The sequence below is a fragment of the Rubrivivax gelatinosus genome, from assembly GCF_016583785.1.
GTDB classification, from domain to species: Bacteria; Pseudomonadota; Gammaproteobacteria; order Burkholderiales; family Burkholderiaceae_C; genus Rubrivivax; species Rubrivivax gelatinosus_B.
In genome coordinates this window covers 16,336-31,560 of record NZ_NRRU01000009.1, presented here as the reverse complement: position 1 = coordinate 31,560, position 15,225 = coordinate 16,336, and the positions used below count along the sequence as shown (strand labels likewise).

General features: G+C 71.5%; 17 protein-coding genes. 7 read left to right on the top strand and 10 right to left on the bottom strand.

Translation table 11 applies throughout. The features are described 5' to 3' along the window. Positions 1-9: 9 nt before the first annotated feature. The 6 genes from CKO43_RS04055 to CKO43_RS04030 are packed head-to-tail and all read left to right on the top strand — an operon-like array spanning position 10 to position 5,556. Entirely contained in the window at positions 10-2,067 is a 2,058-nt protein-coding gene (locus CKO43_RS04055) for a sensor histidine kinase (protein ID WP_200226918.1), read from the top strand. Between the two features lie 19 nt (positions 2,068-2,086). Further along, the gene (locus CKO43_RS04050) at positions 2,087-2,734 is read left to right on the top strand and encodes a response regulator transcription factor (protein WP_200377902.1); all 648 of its coding nucleotides are present in this window, start codon (positions 2,087-2,089) and stop codon (positions 2,732-2,734) included. Positions 2,735-2,736: 2 nt separating this feature from the next. After that, positions 2,737-3,687, top strand: a complete 951-nt coding sequence (thiL, locus tag CKO43_RS04045; protein ID WP_200227022.1) for a thiamine-phosphate kinase — start codon at positions 2,737-2,739, stop codon at positions 3,685-3,687. Continuing rightward, entirely contained in the window at positions 3,687-4,208 is a 522-nt protein-coding gene (locus CKO43_RS04040; RefSeq protein ID WP_200377901.1) for a phosphatidylglycerophosphatase A family protein, read from the top strand. Before thiL ends, CKO43_RS04040 begins: the two co-directional genes overlap by 1 nt. Continuing rightward, entirely contained in the window at positions 4,199-4,693 is a 495-nt protein-coding gene (locus CKO43_RS04035) for a nicotinamide-nucleotide amidohydrolase family protein (RefSeq protein ID WP_200377900.1), read from the top strand. Before CKO43_RS04040 ends, CKO43_RS04035 begins: the two co-directional genes overlap by 10 nt. Next, positions 4,690-5,556, top strand: coding sequence for a 2-hydroxyacid dehydrogenase (locus tag CKO43_RS04030; RefSeq protein WP_200377899.1), 867 nt, complete (start codon positions 4,690-4,692; stop codon positions 5,554-5,556). Before CKO43_RS04035 ends, CKO43_RS04030 begins: the two co-directional genes overlap by 4 nt. Positions 5,557-5,764: 208 nt before the next feature. On the opposite strand, the gene holA is transcribed toward CKO43_RS04030, so the two are convergent. Genes holA through CKO43_RS03995 form a run of 7 tightly spaced genes read right to left on the bottom strand, consistent with a single transcriptional unit; the run spans position 5,765 to position 12,429 of the window. Continuing rightward, positions 5,765-6,865, bottom strand: coding sequence for a DNA polymerase III subunit delta (gene holA, locus CKO43_RS04025; RefSeq protein ID WP_200377898.1), 1,101 nt, complete (start codon positions 6,863-6,865; stop codon positions 5,765-5,767). Positions 6,866-6,867: 2 nt separating this feature from the next. Continuing rightward, positions 6,868-7,368, bottom strand: coding sequence for an LPS-assembly lipoprotein LptE (locus CKO43_RS04020; RefSeq protein WP_200377897.1), 501 nt, complete (start codon positions 7,366-7,368; stop codon positions 6,868-6,870). Next, positions 7,355-9,979 (bottom strand): leucine--tRNA ligase, encoded by a 2,625-nt coding sequence (gene leuS / locus CKO43_RS04015; protein ID WP_200377896.1) that lies wholly within the window; start codon positions 9,977-9,979, stop codon positions 7,355-7,357. The genes CKO43_RS04020 and leuS overlap by 14 nt, the downstream gene beginning before the upstream one ends. Positions 9,980-9,997: 18 nt before the next feature. Then, positions 9,998-10,420 carry an ExbD/TolR family protein gene (locus CKO43_RS04010; protein ID WP_200226904.1) on the bottom strand — a complete coding sequence of 141 codons (423 nt, stop codon included), beginning with the start codon at positions 10,418-10,420 and terminating at the stop codon, positions 9,998-10,000. An 11-nt stretch (positions 10,421-10,431) separates the two neighbouring features. Further along, the gene (locus CKO43_RS04005) at positions 10,432-11,082 is read right to left on the bottom strand and encodes a MotA/TolQ/ExbB proton channel family protein (protein ID WP_200226903.1); all 651 of its coding nucleotides are present in this window, start codon (positions 11,080-11,082) and stop codon (positions 10,432-10,434) included. A gap of 13 nt (positions 11,083-11,095) precedes the next feature. Continuing rightward, positions 11,096-11,899, bottom strand: coding sequence for a 4-hydroxy-tetrahydrodipicolinate reductase (gene dapB, locus CKO43_RS04000; protein WP_200377895.1), 804 nt, complete (start codon positions 11,897-11,899; stop codon positions 11,096-11,098). Continuing rightward, complete coding sequence (locus tag CKO43_RS03995) at positions 11,896-12,429, bottom strand: outer membrane protein assembly factor BamE (protein WP_200226899.1); 534 nt, start codon at positions 12,427-12,429, stop codon at positions 11,896-11,898. Before CKO43_RS03995 ends, dapB begins: the two co-directional genes overlap by 4 nt. Positions 12,430-12,533: 104 nt before the next feature. On the opposite strand from CKO43_RS03995, the gene fur reads away from it, so the two are divergent. After that, positions 12,534-12,962 (top strand): ferric iron uptake transcriptional regulator, encoded by a 429-nt coding sequence (fur, locus tag CKO43_RS03990; protein ID WP_200377894.1) that lies wholly within the window; start codon positions 12,534-12,536, stop codon positions 12,960-12,962. Between the two features lie 12 nt (positions 12,963-12,974). Here the strand turns inward: fur and hprK are convergent, their stop codons facing one another. From hprK to hpf, 3 genes are all read right to left on the bottom strand, one after another. Then, positions 12,975-13,928 carry an HPr(Ser) kinase/phosphatase gene (gene hprK, locus CKO43_RS03985; protein WP_200226896.1) on the bottom strand — a complete coding sequence of 318 codons (954 nt, stop codon included), beginning with the start codon at positions 13,926-13,928 and terminating at the stop codon, positions 12,975-12,977. Between the two features lie 13 nt (positions 13,929-13,941). Then, positions 13,942-14,412, bottom strand: coding sequence for a PTS sugar transporter subunit IIA (locus tag CKO43_RS03980; protein ID WP_200226894.1), 471 nt, complete (start codon positions 14,410-14,412; stop codon positions 13,942-13,944). Between the two features lie 253 nt (positions 14,413-14,665). Further along, entirely contained in the window at positions 14,666-15,007 is a 342-nt protein-coding gene (hpf, locus tag CKO43_RS03975; protein ID WP_200226892.1) for a ribosome hibernation-promoting factor, HPF/YfiA family, read from the bottom strand. Positions 15,008-15,225: the final 218 nt, after the last annotated feature.

Genomic DNA, 15,225 nt, shown 5'->3' with positions numbered 1-15,225 from the left:
CGCCTGCCGATGACCGATCCCGACGCCCCCGTCCGCGCGCCGCGCCTGCAGCGCTGGTTGCCGTGGATCGCGCTCGTCACGCTGCTGCTGGTGGCGCAGACGCTGCTCGTCTGGCTGACGCTGCGCCACGAGTCCTCGCGCGCGCAGGAAGAAGCCGACGAGATCGCGACCGAGGCCGCCGCCGAGATGAAGCGCGACCTGCTCGGCCTGATGCGTTCGCTGCAGGCGCTGAGCTGGGGCGACCCGCCGGCCGAACGCTGGCGCGCCGACGCCGAGCAGCTGCTGCGCGAACAGCGCCTGCTGCTGCGCGTCGAGCGCCGCGACCCGCAGCTGGGCGTGGCCGACGCCGTCGACGGGCCGTTCGCCGTGCCGCTGTTCTCGGAGATGCCGCGCGTCGCGCTCGACGTCGACGCCGGCATCGCCTGCAACGCCGCGCGCCACCTGGCGGCGCCGGCCTTCTCGCGCAGCTACTTCGTGCCCGGCGAGGGCGGCATCGGCCAGGAGGTGATCGACATCTGCATCCCGCTGCAGCGTGCCGGCCGCGACGTGGGTTACCTCGTCGGCACCGTCGGCCTGGGGCAGCTGCTCGAAGCGGCGCTCGGGCCGCGCCAGGCGCGGCGCCACGAACTCAGCTTCGTCGAAGGCGACGGCACCCGGCTGGCGCGTGCCGGCCTGGTGCGCGGCGCCGGCATCTACCAGGCCGAGCGCCTGATCGACGTGCCCGGGGCGGCGCTGCAGCTGCGTGCCGACAGCGCCGCCGGCCGCCCCAGCCTGATCCCGAACGTCGCCACCGCGCTGGTGCTCGGGCTGTCGCTGGCGCTGTTCGCCGTCGTGTCGCTGCTGGCGCGCGACGTGCGCCGCCGCGCCCGGGTCGAGCGTGCGCTCGGCGAGGCGCTGGCTTTCCGCAAGGCGATGGAGGACTCGCTGGTCACAGGCCTGCGTGCGCGCGACCTGCACGGCCGCATCACCTACGTCAACCCGGCCTTCTGCGCGATGGTCGGCTTCAGCGAGGAGGAGATGCGCCAGCCGCTGCCGCCGTACTGGCCGCCCGAGTTCGTCGAGGTCTACGCCGAGCGCCAGCGTGCCCGCCTGGTCGGCGCCGGGCGTCCGGCGCGGGAGGCGCGCGAAGGTTTCGAGACCGTTTTCATGCGCAAGAGCGGCGAACGTTTCCCGGTGATGATCTACGAGGCTGCACTCGTCGACGGCCAGGGCCGGCAGAGCGGCTGGATGAGCACCGTGCTCGACGTCAGCGCCCAGCGCCGCATCGAGGAGTTCTCGCGCCAGCAGCAGGACCGGCTGCAGGCCAGCGCGCGCCTGGCGACCGTCGGCGAGATGGCCTCGCTGCTGAGCCACGAGCTGAACCAGCCGCTGGCGGCGATCGCCAGCTACGCCAGCGGCTCGCTGAACATGCTCGACGACGCCGACGGTGAAGGTGCGCCGTCGCGGCCGGTGGACGCGCTGATGCGCCAGGCGCTGGAACGCATCGCCGAGCAGGCCGAACGTGCCGGCCGCGTCATCAAGAGCGTGCACCACTTCGTGCGCCGGCGCGTGCAGCAGCGCGAGACCCTGGGCGCCGACCAGCTGATCGACGCCGTGCTGCCGCTGGTGCGGCTGCAGGCGCGCAAGAGCGGCACCCGCATCGAGCTCGACATCCCCAAGCGCGCGCCGCGGCTGGAGTGCGACCGCACGATGCTCGAGCAGGTGCTGCTGAACCTGACGCGCAACGGCATCCAGGCGATGGAGACCGACACGCCGCTGGAAGACCGGGTGCTGGCGCTGCGTGTGCAGCAGGCCTCGCCGCAGCGCGTGGAGTTCGTCGTCGCCGACCGCGGCCCGGGCATCGCCGCCGAGGTCGCCGAGCAGCTCTTCACGCCCTTCTACACGACGCGCAGCGAGGGCATGGGCCTGGGCCTCAGCCTGTGTCGCACCGTCGTCGAGCAGCACGGCGGCACGCTCGAGTTCGGCCCCGGCGCCGACGGCCGCGGCACCGAGTTCCGCTTCACGTTGCCGGCGGCGCGCACGCCGGCCGGCGCGGCGGCCTCCAGCCGCGAGGCGGCCGATGGCTGAGGGGCGATACTTGGCGCCGATGCGCCCCGATCCCGCCCTCGGCATTCCCGTGGTCTACCTCGTCGACGACGAGGACGTCGTGCGCGACGCGCTCGCCTGGCTGCTGCGTTCGCGCCGGCTGCTGTCCGAAGGTTTCGCCAGCGCCGAGGCTTTCGAGGCCTTTCGCGCCGGCTGCCGCCAGCCCTGGCCCGACGCCCCGTCCTGCCTGCTGCTGGACGTGCGCATGCCAGGGCTGTCGGGGTTGGCGCTGTTCGAGCAGCTCGCCGAGCGCGGCCTGACCGAGACGCTGCCGGTGATCTTCCTCACCGGCCACGGCGACGTGCCGACGGCGGTGGCCGCGGTCAAGCGCGGCGCCTTCGACTTCGTCGAGAAGCCGTTTTCGAACAACGCGCTCGTCGACCGTGTCGAGCTGGCGCTGATCGCCAGCGCCGAGGCGCTGGGCCGGCGCCGCGCCGCCGACACCGTGCGGCGCTCGCTGTCCGAGCTGACCGAGCGCGAGCGCGAGGTGATGCAGCTCGTCGTCGACGGCCGCCCGAACAAGAACATCGCCGACCAGCTCGCGATCAGCGTGCGCACCGTCGAGGTCCACCGGGCGCGCGTGTTCGAGAAGATGAACGTCAAGTCGGCGATCGAACTCGCCAACCTGCTGCGAGAATCCGGCGCCTGATGCTGGGCGAATTCGAACTCATCGAGAAGTACTTCGGCCGCGCCGCGCGCCGTGCGCCGCTGGGCGTGGGTGACGACTGCGCGCTGCTCGACCTCGAGCCCGGCATGCGCCTGGCCGTCTCGACCGACCTGCTGGTCGAGGGCCGCCACTTCCTGTCGACGGTCGCGCCCGAACGCCTGGGCCACAAGGCGCTGGCGGTGAACCTGTCGGACCTGGCCGCCTGCGGCGCCGAGCCGCTGGCCTTCACGCTGGCGCTGTCGATGCCGCGGGTCGACGAGGTGTTCCTCGCCGGCTTCGCGCGTGGGCTGTACGCGCTTGCCGACCGCCACGGCATCGAACTCGTCGGCGGCGACACCACCGCCGGGCCGCTGTCGATCTGCATCACCGTCTTCGGCCAGGTGCCACCCGACCAGGCGCTGCTGCGCAGCGGCGCGCGCCCCGGCCACGACCTGTGGGTCAGCGGCCGGCTCGGCGACGCGCGTCTGGCGCTGGAGGTCTTCCGCGGCAACGCGCTGCTGCCCGGCAGCGCTTTCGACGAGGTGCGCCGGGCGATGGAATGCCCCGAGCCGCGCATCGCGCTCGGCCTGGCGCTGCGGGGCCTGGCGACGAGTGCGATCGACCTGAGCGACGGTCTCGCCGGCGACCTGGGCCACGTGATGCGGCTCTCAGGTGTCGGCGCGACCATCGAATACGACGCACTGCCGCGCAGCAGCGTGCTGGCGCTGCAGTCGCCCGAGCTGCAGCGCGAATGCCTGCTGGCCGGCGGCGACGACTACGAGCTGCTGTTCAGCGCGCCGCGTTCGCGCCGCGACGCCGTGCTCGCCGCCGCCGCCGAGGCCCAGGTGGCGGTCAGCTGCATCGGCAGCATCGACGCCGGCGAGGCGTTGCGCATCGTCGACGCCGACGGCCGGCCGCTGGCACCCGCGGCACGCGGCTTCGACCACTTCGCCTGATGGCCGCCTCGGGTGCCAGCGCCGCGTTCATGCTGCGCCACCCGGCGCACTGGATCGCGCTCGGTTTCGGCAGCGGGCTGGCGCCCAAGGCACCGGGCACCTTCGGCACGCTCTGGGCCTGGGTCGCCTTCCTCGTGCTCAGCCGCTGGCTCGGGCCGCTGGGCTGGGCCGTCGTCATCGCCGCCGGGCTGCTGATCGCGCCCTGGGTCTGCGCCGTCACCGCGCGCCATCTCGGCATCGGCGACCCGTCGGCGGTGGTCTGGGACGAGGTGGTCGCGTTCTGGATCGTGCTCTGGCTGCTGATGCCGGCGGGCTGGGCGATGCAGCTCGCCGCGTTCGCGCTGTTCCGCTTCTTCGACGCTGCCAAACCGGGCCCGGTGGGCTGGGCCGACCGGCGCTTCAAGCCGCTGCCCGACGCGGCGATCGGCTGGCGCGAGGGTTTCGGCATCGTCTTCGACGACCTGGTGGCCGCCGGCTGCACGCTGCTGGTGATCGCGCTCGGGGTCGCGCTGTGGCGCTGAAGCGCTTCGAGCCGGCGGTGCTGGCATTGGCCGACGCGCTGCGCGCGCGCGGCTGGCGCATCGCCAGCGCCGAGAGCTGCACCGGCGGCCTGGTCGCCGCCGCCTGCACCGCGCTCGCCGGCTCCAGCGACTGGTTCGAACGTGGCGTCGTCAGCTACAGCAACGAAGCCAAGCAGACGCTGCTGGGTGTTCCGGCCGAGCTGATCGCCGCCCACGGCGCCGTCAGCGAGCCAGTCGCGCGGGCGATGGCCGAAGGCCTGCTGGCGCGTGCGCCGGTCGAGCTGACCGTCGCCGTCACCGGCATCGCCGGCCCCGGCGGCGCGGTGCCGGGCAAACCGGTGGGCACCGTATGGCTGGCCTGGGCCCGGCCCGGCCACACCGGCGCGGTGCTGCTGCGCCTGGGCGGCGACCGCACGGCGGTGCGCGAGGCCACGGTGGACGCCGCACTCGCGCGCCTGCTCGCCGTCGCGCGCCACGGCGCATGAAGGTCCGGCTGGCCGGCGAGGTCGACGCCGCCTGGCGGCGTGAACTGGCCGCCGCGCTGCCCGAGGCGCAGTGGTGCGACCACGGCGACGCCGAATTCGCCGTCGTCGCCAATCCGGTGCCGGGCGCGCTCGCCGACATGCCGTCGCTGGTGTTCGTGCAGTCGCTCTGGGCCGGCGTCGAGCGCCTGCTGGCCGACACGACGCTGCCGCCCGGGCTGCCGGTCGCCCGCATGGTCGACCCGGCGATGAGCGCGGCGATGGCCGAGACCGCGCTCTGGGCGGTGCTGGCGCTGCACCGCGGCTTCTTCGACTACGCCGCGCAGCAGCGCGCAGGCGTCTGGCAGCAGCAGGCGCAGCGCCGCGCCGACGAGGTGGCGGTGCTGGTGCTGGGCCGCGGCGAGATGGGCGGCACCGTCGGCGCGCGGCTGGCGGCGCTGGGCTACCGCGTCGAACACTGGCAGCGTGGGCGCGAGCTGGCGCCGCTGCTGGCTGGCGCCGACATCGTGATCAACCTGCTGCCGCTGACGGCGGCGACACACGACCTGGTCGACGCCCGTTTCTTCGCCGCGCTGCCGCCGGGCGCGGCCTTCGTCAATCTGGGCCGCGGCGCCCACGTCGTCGAAGCCGACCTGCTGGCAGCGCTGGATGCAGGCCGGCTGCGGCATGCGGTGCTCGACGTCTTCCGCAGCGAGCCGCTGCCGGCCGGGCATGCGTTCTGGCGCCACCCGCGCGTCACGCTGCTGCCGCACGCGGCTGCCGCCACCGATGCCCGCAGCGCCAGCCGCGTCGCCGCGGCCAACCTGCGCGCCTGGCGCGACGGCCGGCCCGTCGCCCACCTCGTCGATCGCGGGCGCGGTTACTGATCCAGGAGTCTGCGCGGCGGCGCCTGGCAGGTGCGACGCAGGCTGAGCCGCGCCGCCGCGGTCGTCAGACTGACTGGAGCCTCCCTCGCGGAGGGAGGCTGGAGGGAGCCGTCGAACGAGCCGGAGCACCCTCGCGGAGGGGGCTCGGGGGAGCCGTGTGTTCAGAGGCGCAGCCTAGGAGACTGGGCGGCTCAAGCCGCCCAGTCTCCTAGGCATGCAGCGCCAGCGCGCGCGGCATCGAGGGCCGCGTACCGCGTGTCGGCGTGCCGGCGGCGGCAGTGGCGTCGACGATCATCAGCACCAGGCGCCGCAGCGCGTCCCAGGGCTCGGCCGGCCAGTCGGGGTGGCGCAGGCCCTTGACGATGCCGTCGACCGTGCTCGCCGCCTGCACCAGGTGCTGGGCCTGGTGGCCGGCGAGGGCCGGCACGACACGTTCGAACAGCTTTTCCTTCGTGCCCCAGACGCGCGCCTCGCGCAGCGCCAGCGGCAGCGGCTTGCCGTCGTCGACGGCGGCACGCACGCGGCCGAGTGCCCGCAGGTCCTCGGCCAGCGTCCACAGCACCAGCACCGTGGCCTCGCCTTCGGCGCGCAGGCCGTCGAGCATGCGCAGCGCACGCGCCACCTGGCCCGCCAGCACCGCTTCGCCGAGCTTGAAGACGTCGTAGCGCGCGACGTCCAGCACCGCGGCCTCGACCTGCTCGAAACTCAGTTCGCCCTGCGGGTACAGCAGCGCGAGCTTTTGCAGCTCCTGGTGCGCGGCCAGCAGGTTGCCTTCGACGCGGTCGGCGAAGAAGGCGAGCGTGTGCTGCCCGTCCTCGCCGCTGGCCACACGCTGGCCCTGGCGCGACAGGCGCTGCGCCAGCCAGGCCGGCAGCGCCTTGCGTTCCACCGGCTCGACCTTCAGCGTCACGCCGGCGCCGTCGAGCGCGGCGAACCAGGCCGACTTCTGCTGCTGGAAGTCGAGCTTGGGCAGTTGCACGATGGTCAGCACGTCGGGGCCGAGCTGGGCGCAGTAGCGCTGCAGCGCGTCCGATCCTTCCTTGCCGGGTTTGCCGTTGGGGATGCGGACCTCGATCAGCTGCCGGTCGGCGAACAGCGACAGCGCCTGCGAAGCGCCGAGCAGGCCGCTCCAGTCGAAGTGCTGGCCGACGGTGAAGACCTGGCGTTCGACGAAACCGGCGGCGCGCGCGGCGGCGCGGATCGCGTCGCCGGCTTCCTGCGCCAGCAGCGGCTCGTCGCCGTGGATGGTGTAGAGGGTGTCCAGGCCGCGCTGCAGGCGCGCCCCGAGTTGTTCGGCACGAAGCTGCATGGTTACGGGCGGATCGCCGCGAGCCGCCGCATCACCTGGATCACGATGTCGTTCTCCATGTCGCGGTAGAGCTCGGCTTCCTCGAACTGCTTGGCGAGCGCGGCGTTTTCGCTGTAGTTCAGGTCTTCCTCGCGCAGCAGCTCGATCGGCGGGATCAGCTCGCGGCCGTCGGGCGTGTGGGCGCTGAAGTGCAGGCGCACGCGGATCTCGAACTCGCGCACCTGGGCCGCCGAGGTCGAGGCGACGACGCTCTTCTCGCGCTTGTCCTCGGTGACCTGCAGGATGACCTGGGCCGCCGCCGGCACGTCGACGATGCGCACGTCGGGTTCGAGCGCACGCCGCAGCGCCGCCGCCAGCGGCGAACGCGGCTTGAAGCCGACGAGCGCGATGCGCTCGAACGAGGGCTTCTGCGGCCGGCGCAGCTCGAAGCCGCAGCCGCCCAGCGCCAGCGTGCCGAGCGCGGCGAAGGCGAGCAGCGCGCGGCGGCGGTCAGACGACGACATTGACCAGCCGCCCCGGCACGACGATGACCTTCTTCGCCGCCTTGCCTTCGCCGAACTTGGCGAACTCGGGCGTCGCCAGCGCGGCGGCCTCGATCGCCTTGCGGTCGGCGTCGGCCGGCACGCGCACGCTGCCGCGCGTCTTGCCGGCGATCTGCAGCACGAGTTCGATCTCCGAGCGTGCGAGCGCCGCTTCGTCGACCTCGGGCCAGGGTGCGGCCATCAGCTCGCCGAGCGTGGCGCCGTAGCCCAGTTCGCCCCAGAGCGCGTGCGCGATGTGCGGTGCCACCGGGTAGAGCGCACGCAGCAGGATGCCGACGCCTTCGCGCAGCGTGGCGTCGTCGGCTGCTGCGGCGCCGTCTTCCAGCGCGTTGAGCAGCTTCATCGCACCCGAGACGACGGTGTTGTATTGCAGCCGGTCGTAGTCGGCGCCGATCTGGCGCAGCAGCGTGTGCACCTCGTAGCGCAGCGCATTCGTGCCCTGGGCCGCGGTGGTGGTGGCGGCGATGCGCGCGGCGTTCTTGCTGCCGAAGCTCCAGAGCCGGCGCAGGAAGCGGAACACGCCTTCGGCGCCCGAGTCCGACCAGGCGGCGCTCTGGTCCGGCGGGCCGGCGAACATCGTGAAGGTGCGCGCGGTGTCGGCGCCGAAGCGCGCGATGATGTCGCGCGGCTCGACGACGTTGTTCTTGCTCTTGGACATCTTCTCGATGCCGCCGAGCCGCACCGGCTGGCCGTCGGCCTTGGCCACGGCGCCCATCGGCTGGCCACGCTCGTCGAACTGGACCTCGACCTCGCTCGGGTAGAACCAGCGCTTCTTGCCGCTCTCCTCCTCGCGGTAGAAGGACTCGTTGAGCAGCATGCCCTGCGTGAACAGCTTGGTGAACGGCTCGTCGAAGCTCACCAGGCCGATGTCGCGCATCGCCTTGGTCCAGAAACGCGCGTACAGCAGGTGCAGCACCGCGTGCTCGATGCCGCCGATGTACTGGTCCATCGGCATCCAGTACTCGTTGCGCGCGTCGACCATCGCGTCGTCGCTGTCCGGGCAGCAGTAGCGCATGTAGTACCAGGACGAGTCGACGAAGGTGTCCATCGTGTCGGTCTCGCGCCGCGCGGGTTTGCCGCAGCAGGGGCAGGCGACGTTCAGGAACGAGGCGCACTTGTTCAGCGGGTTGCCGCTGCCGTCCGGCACCAGGTCCTCGGGCAGCAGCACCGGCAGGTCCTTCTCGGGCACCGGCACCGCGCCGCAGTCGGGGCAGTGGATGATCGGGATCGGCGTGCCCCAGTAGCGCTGGCGGCTGATGCCCCAGTCGCGCAGGCGCCAGGTGGTCTTCTTCTCGCCCAGGCCCTTGGCGGCCAGCGCCTGCGCCACCGCGTCGACGGCGGCCGCATAGGCCAGGCCGCTGTAATTGCCCGAGTTGATCGTGACGCCGCGCGTCTTGTCGCCGTACCAGTCCTGCCAGCGCTCGTAGTCGTAGTGCTCGCCGTCGACGTGCACCACCTGCACGATGTCGAGCTGGTACTTCTTCGCGAACGCGAAGTCGCGTTCGTCGTGCGCCGGCACGCCCATCACCGCGCCGTCGCCGTAGCTCATCAGCACGTAGTTGCCGACCCAGACCGGGACCTGCTCGCCGGTCAGCGGGTGCGTCACGTACAGGCCGGTGGGCCGGCCTTCCTTTTCCTTCAGCGCCAGTTCGGCTTCGGTCGTGCCGCCGCGCTTGCATTCGTCGATGAAGGCGGCGAGCTCCGGGTCGCTGCCGGCGGCGTGCTGCGCCAGCGGGTGCTCGGGTGCGACGGCGCAGAAGGTGACGCCCTTGATCGTGTCGGCGCGCGTCGTGAAGACGTACATGCGGCCGCCCTGGATCAGTTCGCCGTCGTCGCCGCGGATGTCGTGGGTGAAGGCGAAGCGCACGCCCTCGCTCTTGCCGATCCAGTGCTCCTGCATCAGGCGCACGCGTTCGGGCCAGCCTTCGAGGAAGTGGGCGCTGGTGCTGTCGTTGACGCCGGCGAGCAGCTCGTCGGCGTACTGCGTGATCGCGAGGTAGTAACCCGGGATCTCGCGCTTCTCGACGATCGCGCCCGAACGCCAGCCGCGGCCGTCGACCACCTGTTCGTTGGCGAGCACGGTCTGGTCGATCGGGTCCCAGTTGACGACCTGGGTCTTCTTGTAGGCGATGCCCTTCTCGAGCATCTTCAGGAAGAACCACTGGTTCCACTTGTAGTAGCCGGCATCGCAGGTGGCGACCTCGCGGTCCCAGTCGAAGGCCAGGCCCAGCGGCTGCATCTGGCTCTTCATGTCGGCGATGTTGGCGCGCGTCCACTTGGCCGGCGCGACGCCGTTGTCGATGGCGGCGTTCTCAGCCGGCAGGCCGAAGGCGTCCCAGCCCATCGGCATCAGCACGTTCATGCCCTTCATGCGCAGGTAGCGCGCCATCATGTCGTTGATGGTGTAGTTGCGCACGTGCCCCATGTGCAGCTTGCCGCTGGGGTAGGGCAGCATCGAGCAGGCGTAGAACTTGGGCCGGTCCGGGTCCTCGACGACCTTGAACGCACCGGTGGCGTTCCAGTGCGCCTGGGCGGCGGCTTCGACTTCGGCGGGGACGTACTTTTCGTTCATCCCCCGGATTGTAGGGAGCTACCTGGGCGCTGCCGGCTCGGTGACGAAGCCGATGCGTGTCAGGCCGGCACGCTGGGTGACGTCGATCAGCTCGGCGACGCGGCCGTAGGGCACGGCGCGGTCGGCGCGCAACCGCACCTCGGTCTGCGGGTCGCGCGCCGCGGCCTCGCGCACCGCGCGCTCGAGCTCGGCTGCGTCGACCGGGCGTTCGCCGACGTAGAGCTGGCCCTGGGCGTCGAGCGCCAGCGCGATGAAGGCCGGTTCGTCCGACGGGCTGGCGGTTTTCGCCTGCGGCAGGTCGAGCTTCAGGCTCGAGGCCAGCAGCGGCGCGGTGACGATGAAGATCACCAGCAGCACCAGCATGACGTCGATCAGCGGCGTCATGTTGATGTCGCTGATCGGCTGCGAGGCGTGGGCACGCTCCAGGCGTCCGAAGGCCATCGCCGCGGCTCTCAGTCCTGCGCGTCCAGCGCCATGCGGCGCAGGTCGTGGGCAAAACCTTCGAGCTCGCCTTCGCAGGCGGCGACGATCTTGCCGAAGGCGTTGAAGGCCAGCACCGCGGGCACCGCGACGGCGATGCCGGCGGCCGTCATCACCAGCGCCTCGCCGACCGGGCCGGCGACCTTCTCGATCGACAGCGTGCCGGCGTCGCCGATGCCGGTGAGCGCGTGGTGGATCGCCCAGACGGTGCCGAACAGGCCGACGAAGGGCGCGGTGCTGCCGATCGAGGCCAGGATCACCTGGCCGAACTGCAGGTGCGCCAGGCCCCGGTGCAGCGCCTCGCGCAGCCGGCGCGTGAGCCGCGCCTCGGGCGCCGCCGCGCCTTCGAGCGTGCCGGCGGCCGCCGGCGCCGCAGCGGCTTCGACCAGCGGCAGCAGCACGCCTTCGCGGTCCAGCGCCTGCACCCGGGTGCGGCCTTCGGCGAGCGAGGCCGCGTCCCAGAACGCCGGCACGGCGCGCCGGATGTCGGCACCGGCGCGGCGCAGCAGCAGGCCTTTCCAGATGATCAGCACCCAGGCGCTGACCGACATCGCCAGCAGCAGCGCGGCGACGGCACGGCCGACGCCGTCGCTGCCGGTCCAGAAATGCGCGAGGCCCTGCATCGCCGGGTGCGGCCTAGAGCGCGAGCACGTCGTCCATGCCGTACAGCCCGGGGCCGTTGGCGGCAAGGAAACGTGCGGCGCGCAGGCTGCCGGCGGCGTAGTTCGCGCGGCTGTTGCTGCGGTGGCTGATCTCGATGCGCTCGCCGGTACCGGCGAACAGCACGGTGTGGTCTCCGACGATGTCGCCGCCGCGGATGGTGGCGAAACCGATCGTGCCCGGCTTGCGTTCGCCGGTGTGGCCTTCGCGTGCGAAGACGGCGTGTTCGGCCAGGTCCTGGCCGAGCGCACGCGCGACGGCTTCGCCCATCGCCAGCGCCGTGCCGCTGGGGGCATCGACCTTGTGGCGGTGATGGGCCTCGATGATCTCGATGTCGTAGCCCTCGGCCAGCGACTTGGCGGCGGTCTCGAGCAGCTTGAGCACGACGTTGACGCCGACGCTCATGTTGGGCGCGAAGACGATGCCCACCTGCTGCGCGGCGGCGGCGATCTCGGCCTTCTGCTGCGGCGTGAAGCCGGTGGTGCCGATGACCAGGCCGACGCCCAGCTCGCGGCAGGCCGCCAGGTGCGCCAGCGTGCCCTCGGGGCGGGTGAAGTCGATCAGCACGTCGGCGCCGGCCAGGCCGGCCTGCAGGTCGGCGGTGATGGCGACGCCGGTCGTGCGGCCCAGGAAGGCGCCGGCGTCCTGGCCGAGCGCGGGGCTGGCGGGCTGGTCGAGCGCACCGCTCAAGCGGCAGTCGGCGCTGGCGAGAACGGCCTCGACCAGCATGCGGCCCATGCGGCCGGACGCGCCGGCGACCGCGATCGCGACAGGGCTCACGAAGCCTCCAGCGGCGGGTAGGCGCGCGCCGGGCCGGCGATCTCGGGTTCGGCGTTCGTGTCCTCGCGCTTGGGCGGCCGCGGCAGCGCCATGCGCTCGGCCTCGGTCAGCTCGAGCTTGGGCACCGTCGGCTTCTCGTCCTTGTTGCGCGTGATCGAGTCGACGAACTCGCGCTCGGTCGGCAGGTCTTCCGGCGCCTCGACACCGGTCATCGCGCCGGCAGCGTCGAAGCGCACGACGATGCTGCGGCGCTGCGGGTCGGTGCCGGGGCGGCGGATCGTGAAGATGTAGTCCCAGCGCTGGGCGTGGAAGGCGTCGGCGACGAGCGGCGTGCCGAGCACGTTGCGCACCTGCTCGCGCGACATGCCGGTCTTCAGTGCCTGCAGCTGTTCGCGCGTGACGACATTGCCCTGGACGATGTCGATGCGGTAGGGCGTGATGAAGCCGAGGAAGCTGTTGGCAGCGGTCGGTGCCGACGTGCATGCGCCCAGCAGAAGCGAGCCGGACAGCAGGGCCAGGATGCGAAGCATGAGGGGATTCCTGCGCGGCCGCAGAAAGCGGCGCGATAGGCTGGCTATGATGGCCGTCATTCTAGCCGGCGTGTTTCAGGCCCCGGCGCCCGAGGATTTCCGTCATGACCAACGCCGACGAACTGAAGAGCAGCGGCCTGAAGGCCACGCTGCCGCGCATCAAGATTCTGGAAGTCTTCCAGCACGCCGAGCGGCGCCACATGACCGCCGAGGACGTGTTCAAGGCGCTGCTGACCGAGGGTGCCGACATCGGCCTGGCCACTGTCTACCGCGTGCTCATGCAGTTCGAGCAGGCGGGGCTGCTGACGCGCAGCAACTTCGAGTCCGGCAAGTCGGTGTTCGAGCTCAACGAGGGCCAGCACCACGACCACCTCGTCTGCATGGACTGCGGCCGGGTCGAGGAGTTCTACGACCCGGAGATCGAAGTTCGCCAGCGCGCCATCGCCGCGCAGCGCGGCTTCGAACTGCAGGACCACGCGCTCGCGCTGTACGCACGCTGCGTCCGTCCGGACTGCCCGCGCCGCGGCAAGTAGGCGCCGCGGCCCTCAGGGCTGGCCTCGTTCCATCGCGCGCTGGTGGCGCTCGATGAACTCCTGGTAGGTGTCGATGCCGCGCAACTGCAGCACCGTGTTGCGCACCGCGGCCTCGACCAGCACCGCGAGGTTGCGCCCGGCGTCGACCGCGATCACCACCTTGCGCACCGGGATGCCGAGGATGTCCTCGTACAGCGGCTCGTAAGGCAGGCGCTCGAACTCGCGCTCCATCGTCTCCTTGCGCACCAGGTGGACGATCAGGCGCAGCCGCATCTTGCGCCGCACCGCGGTCTCGCCAAAGATCGCCTTGATGTCCAGCAGGCCGATGCCGCGCACCTCGAGCAGGTTCATCAGCAGCTCGGGGCAGCGGCCCTCGAGCGCGGTCTGCGAGGTGCGGTACAGGTCGACGGCGTCGTCGGCGACGAGGCCGTGGCCGCGCGAGATCAGCTCGAGCCCGAGTTCGCTCTTGCCCAGGCCGGACTCGCCGGTCAGCAGCACGCCCAGGCCCAGGATGTCCATGAAGACGCCGTGGCGCGTGGTGCGTTCGGCGAACAGGTGCGCGAGGTAGGCGCGCACGACGTCGATGACGTGGCCGGCAGATTCGCGCGTGACGAACAGCGGGATCTCGGCGCGGTCGCACATCGCCACCAGCCGGTCCGGCGGCACCTGTTCGTCGGCGACGATCAGCACCGGCGGCTCGAGCGTGACGATGCGCGCGATGCGCCGTTCCTGGTCCTCGGGCGCGCTCGCAGCGAGGTAGGCGATCTCGCGCCGGCCGACGATCTGCACCCGGTAGGGGTGGATGTAGTTCAGGTAGCCGACGAGGTCGGCGGCGGAGCGTGCGTCGCGCACCGCGCTGTCGTCGAAGCGGCGCTCGGGGTGGGCGTGGCCGGCGATCCACTCCCAGCGCAGGGCGCTGCGATGGGCCTCGAACAGCGCTTCGGCGCTGATCGATGTCGGCTTCATCGCACGCCTGCCGTCATGCGACGGACTTCAGCGGTTCCCAGTCGTGGATCAGCTTGTGCACCGCGGCCGCGTCGGTCTCGGTCTTGAGCTTCTCGCGCAGTTCGCGGTCGGAGAGCATCTCGGCGATCTCGGAGAGGATCTCCAGGTGCCGCTGCGTCGCCGCTTCTGGAACGAGCAGGAAGATCAGCAGCGCCACCGGTTCGTCGTCGGGTGCGTCGAACGGGATCGGTTGCTGCACCCGCACGACGGCGGCGAGCGGATTCTTCAGGCCCTTGATGCGTCCGTGCGGAATGGCGACGGCGTGGCCCAGGCCGGTGGAGCCCAGGCGTTCGCGTGCAAACAGGTTGTCGGTGACGAGGCCGCGCGCAATCGCGTGCTGGTTCTCGAACAGCAGGCCGGCTTGCTCGAAGACGCGCTTCTTGCTCGTCGCTTCGACGTTCACCAGCACGTTGCTGGCAGGCAGGATGGCGGCGAGTCGGTTCATGGGGCTTTTCCCCTTGCGGGCCGCGTTTCTGCTTCGCTGCTGCCGCGTCGTGTTGCTAGACGGCGGATGATAGCAATCGGGGTTCCCACCGGCTCGCGCACGGGCCACCCGATGCAGGGGAACTGCGAATTCTTGCGGCTACAGGACAACATCCATTTGCGGCAGGTGAAAAACCCTGCACGTCCGGCCGCCAGATGTGGCATGAAAAAACGGCCCCGCGGGGCCGTCGTTCGTGTGGGCCGCGAACGGGCTGTCAGCCGGCGTTGGCGTCCAGGCGCTTGGCGGTGGCGTGGTGGTGGTCCTGCGAGCACTCCTTGTGGCGCACGACCTGGCGGTCGAGCTTGTCCATCAGCTGGTCGATCGCTGCGTACAGGTCTTCGTGCGACTGCTCGACGAAGATGTCGCGGCCCTTCACGCGCAAGGTGACTTCGGCCTTCTGGCGGCGTTCCTTTTCCTTCAGCTTTTCGACGGTGAGCAGCACCGTGACGTCCACGACCTGGTCGAAGTGCCGCGTGACGCGATCCAGCTTGGTGAGAACGTACTCACGCAGCGCCGGCGTGACTTCGAGGTGGTGGCCGCTGATCGTCAGGTTCATCAAAGCCTCCTTTGAGAGGGTGGGAACGCGCCGAGCCCTGGAGTTCGGGCCCGGCTGGGGGAAGTGTGCAAGGGGGAGCGGACAGGCACGGAGGAGGGGTGATCCAGGGGTGTTTCTTCTAGGGCCGTCCGGGCCAGTGTGCACCCGTTGCAAGTTGATGACAAGCCGAGCCGGCGGGCCCCGGCAGGGCCTTGCCGGAGCCTGGTTCGCCGCGTTGA